This window comes from Dietzia sp. (assembly GCF_036741115.1).
Lineage (GTDB): Bacteria > Actinomycetota > Actinomycetes > Mycobacteriales > Mycobacteriaceae > Dietzia.
Window position 1 is genome coordinate 1 of the sequence record NZ_DAINST010000132.1, and the last position, 4217, is coordinate 4217.

General features: G+C 70.5%; 4 protein-coding genes. All 4 read left to right on the forward strand.

Annotation, left to right across the window (positions count from 1 at the left end):
• Positions 1 to 1120: translation initiation factor IF-2 (infB, locus tag V7E05_RS13725; protein ID WP_333620197.1), on the forward strand; the 1120-nt coding region annotated here is incomplete at its 5' end.
• A 209-nt stretch (positions 1121 to 1329) separates the two neighbouring features.
• Positions 1330 to 1833: a 30S ribosome-binding factor RbfA gene (rbfA, locus tag V7E05_RS13730; protein ID WP_333620198.1), complete on the forward strand. Its 504-nt coding sequence runs from the start codon at positions 1330 to 1332 to the stop codon at positions 1831 to 1833.
• 97 nt (positions 1834 to 1930) lie between these two features.
• On the forward strand, positions 1931 to 3235 hold the full coding sequence (locus tag V7E05_RS13735) for an MATE family efflux transporter (RefSeq protein ID WP_333620199.1): 1305 nt from the start codon (positions 1931 to 1933) through the stop codon (positions 3233 to 3235).
• Positions 3232 to 4217 (forward strand): metallophosphoesterase family protein (locus V7E05_RS13740; protein WP_333620200.1); only part of this gene is annotated, 986 nt, incomplete at its 3' end. The genes V7E05_RS13735 and V7E05_RS13740, both read left to right, overlap by 4 nt.

Genomic DNA, 4217 nt, shown 5'->3' on the forward strand with positions numbered 1-4217 from the left:
CGGCCTCGTGCCCGAGGAGTACGGCGGCGACACCATGTTCGTCGACATCTCCGCTCGCGAGGGCACGAACATCGACCAGCTCCTGTCGGCAGTCGTGCTCACCGCGGACGCCGCCCTCGAGCTGTACGCCAACCCGGATATGGACGCCCAGGGTGTCGCGATCGAGGCGCATCTCGACCGCGGCCGTGGCCCGATGGCGACAGTCATCATCCAGCGAGGCACGCTCCGAGTCGGTGATTCGATCGTGGTCGGCGACGCTTACGGTCGCGTCCGCCGCATGCTCGACGAGCACGGCGACGACGTGGAAGAGGCAGGGCCCTCGCGGCCCGTCCAGGTCATCGGCCTCACCAGCGTCTCCGGCGCCGGCGACGCGCTGATGGTCGTCGACGAGGACCGCATCGCACGGCAGATCGCGGACAAGCGCAACGCCCGCAAGCGCAACGCGTTGGCCGCGCGCAGGCAGAAGCGGATCAGCCTCGAGGACCTGGATCAGGTGCTCAAGGAGACCAGCCAGCTCAACCTCATCATCAAGGGCGACAACGCCGGTACGGTCGAGGCGCTCGAGGAGTCCCTCCTCGGCATCGAGATCGACGATGAGGTCGAGCTCCGGGTCGTCGACCGCGGTGTCGGTGCGGTCACCGAGACCAACGTCAACCTCGCCGCGGCGTCGGATGCCATCATCATCGGCTTCAACGTCCGCGCCGAGGGCAAGGCCACGGAGCTCGCCAACCGCGAGGGCGTCGAGATCCGTTACTACTCGGTCATCTACCAGGCGATCGACGAGATCGAGTCCGCGCTCAAGGGCATGCTCAAGCCGATCTACGAGGAGTCCACGCTAGGCTCCGCGGAGATCCGCCAGCTGTTCAAGTCCTCCGCTGTGGGCACGATCGCGGGTTGCATGGTCAGCTCGGGCCGCGTGCGTCGCCACGCGAAGGCCCGGCTCATCCGCGACGGCAACGTCGTCGCGGAGACGATGGAAATCAAGACCCTCCGTCGCGAGAAGGACGATGTCACCGAGGTCCGCGAGGGCTTCGAGTGCGGTATGACCCTCTCGTACCCCGACCTCCAGATCGGGGACATCGTCGAGGCGTACGAGCTCGTCGAGAAGCCCCGCGACTAGCGGGAACGCCCCCGCGGTGGCCGGCCGAACGGTCGGTCCATCGGGGGCAGGAGAGAAGCGGCGGGGCCGCGGAGGCGTAAGGCGTCTTCCGCGGCCCCGCCGCGACTTCCGGAACGGTGGTTCCGGATCGTTAACTACTGTGGGCCAGGCGCCCACCAGGGCCCGACGGTGCGCCATCGTCGGGGACCCGATGAGACGAGGAGAAACCCATGAACGAGCGCGCGCGCTCGGGCCGCCTGGCCAAGCGCATCGCCGAGATCGTCGCGACGGCCATCGAACACGAGATCAAGGATCCGCAGCTCGAGTTCGTCACCGTCACGGACGCCAGGCTCACCGCCGACCTCCGGGACGCGACGGTGTTCTACACCGTGCGCGGCCGCACCCTTTCCGAGGAGCCGGACCACGAGGCCGCTGCGGCCTCGCTCGAGCGCGCCCGGGGCAGGCTGCGGAGCATCGTCGGCAGGCAGACCGGCGTCAAGTTCACCCCGACCCTCGCGTTCCAGGCGGACGAGATCCCGGACGCCGCGCGCCACATGGAGGCCCTCCTAGCGAAGGCCCGCCAGAACGACGAGGAGGTCCGTCGCTCCGCAGAGGGCGCGACCCCCGCAGGCGACGCCAACCCCTACAAGGACGACGCCGATACCGCGGCCGATTCTGCGGCCGTCGCTACGGGCGACGATCTCGGCGGCCCCGCCCGGGGCGAGGACGATTAGTTCTCCGAGCGCCGGGTCCCGGGTCCGCAAAGAGGATCCCGGAGGCCCGGCGTCATTCGGGAAGGCACTCCTCGGCCTGGCGGTACCGGTCCTCCCGGTGCTCGCGGCCGAGCCGGTCTACCTGCTCATCGACGGGGTCGTCGTCGGCCGAGTGGGAGCAACCGAGCTCGCGGCCCTCGGCATCGGCTCGCTGCTGCTCACTCTGTTGGGTACGCAGATGAACTTCCTATCCTACGGGACGACCGCCCGTTCCGCGCGGGAGTTCGGTGCCGGCCGGACGGATCTCGCCGTGCGCGAGGGCCTGCAGGCGAGCTATCTCGCCGTGGCCGTCGGCGCGCTCGTGCTCGCGGTCCTCTTTCCGCTTCTCGGGCCGATCACCGGCGCGCTCACCCCCGATCCCTCTGTCGCCGCAGAAGCCAGGCAGTGGCTGCTCGTCGCGGGTTGGGGGATCCCGCTCATCCTGCTCACGGCGGCGGGAAACGGCTGGTTGCGCGGTGTGCAGCGGACGCGCGAACCCCTGCTGTTCGTCGTCGGCGGGATCGCCGTGTCCACCCTGCTGTGCGTCGTGCTCGTGTTCGGTCTCGGCCCGTTCCCCGAGATGGGCCTGCACGGCTCGGCGGTCGCCAACGTCGTCGGTCAGGGCCTCGCCGCCGGCGGCATGCTCGTCGCGCTCGCTCTGCAGGTGCGGAGGCACGGGATCTCGCCGCGGCCGCGCCTCCGGATCATCGCCACTCAGCTCCGGCTCGGTGGGAACCTCATTGTGCGGACCGCGGCATTCCAGGTCACCTTCTTCGTCGCGGCGAAAACGGCCGGGGCGGCAGGCAACGCCACGCTCGGCGCGCACCATCTCGGCGGGCAGATGTGGAGCCTCATCTCGCTCGTCCTCGACTCCGTGGCCATCGCCGCGCAGTCGCTCGTCGGCCAGGCTCTCGGTGCACGCGACGCCGCGCGCGCCCGGCGGTTCGTGCGGCACACCGCGGGCTGGTCCCTGGGGATCGGCGTGGTGCTCGCCGCGGGCATCGCCGCGCTCCACGCGCCGATCGTCTCCCTCCTCACGGCGGACCCCGAGGTCGCCTCCCAGTTCCGTATTGCCGTGTTCGCCGCCGCGCTGTTGTGTATCCCTGCGTCCGTCGTGTTCGGCCTCGACGGCGTCCTCCTCGGCGCCGCCGACGCGGCGTTCCTCCGGCGGCTCACCGTGGTCACTGCGCTGTTGTGCTACCTCCCGATGCTCATCGCCACGAGCGTGTTCGGCTGGGGCCTCGCGGGAATCTGGGCGGGGCTGGGTATGTTCATCCTCGGCAGGGGAGTCGGAGTCGTGTGGCGCGTCCGGGGCGATTCCTGGATGCGCCTCGGCTCCCCGGACGAGCCCGCGGCATCCGTTTCGGCGAAGGAGGAGCGATGAGCAGATACTCCGGGCGCGGCGCCGAATACGGCAGGGAGCAGGTACATGAGGCCGTAGGGAACCGCGAGGCCCGCGAGACCCTGGAGCCGAGCCTCGTGCCTGGCGATACCCACTCCATTCGCCGCGTCGCCGAGCACCTCGTGCGCACCCGGGCGCGCCGATTCTCCGACCCGGAGCCGGATGTTGTGCGTCCCGGCGCCAATGGCACCGGCGACGCGCCGGAACCCGCTCTCCGTGCCATCGCCGACCTCCACGCCGCGAGCCGCGGCAACCGCGACATCGTCGCGGGCCTGCGCCCCGAACACCCCGGCGACTGGCTCATCGTCGCCGGCGACGTCGCCGAGCGCCTCGCGGACGTCGCCGACGTCCTCGCGACCCTCGCCGAACGCTTCGCGCGCGTCCTCTGGGTGCCGGGGAACCACGAGCTCTGGGGCGGGCGAGAGGGAGTCGACGGGGTCCCGGCGCCGGCGCGGTACGACGTCATGGTCGAGGTGTGCCGGCAGCTCGGGATCGACACCCCCGAGGATCCCTTCCCGGTGTGGGACGGGGCGGGCGGCCCGGCATATGTCGTTCCGCTGTTCCTCCTCTACGACTATTCGTGGCGGCCCGATCCGGCGCAGAGCAGGGCCGAGGCGGTGGCGTCCGCGCGGGAGAGGCGCGTGGTCGCGACGGACGAATACCTCATCGATCCGGCTCCCTTCTCGTCGATCGGCGCGTGGTGCGAAGACAGGCTTCGGCGCACGACGGCGCGCCTCGCGGCTCTCGATCCGGCGATCCCCACAGTCCTCGTCAATCACTGGCCGCTGCACCGCGAGCCGACGCGAGCGCTCTTCTACCCGGACTTCGCCATGTGGTGCGGCACCGAGCACACCGTGCAGTGGCCGCTGCGCTACAACGCAGCTGCCTGCATCTACGGGCACCTCCACATCCCCCGGACCCGCCTCGTTAAGGGCGTCCGCTACGAAGAGGTCTCGCTCGGCTA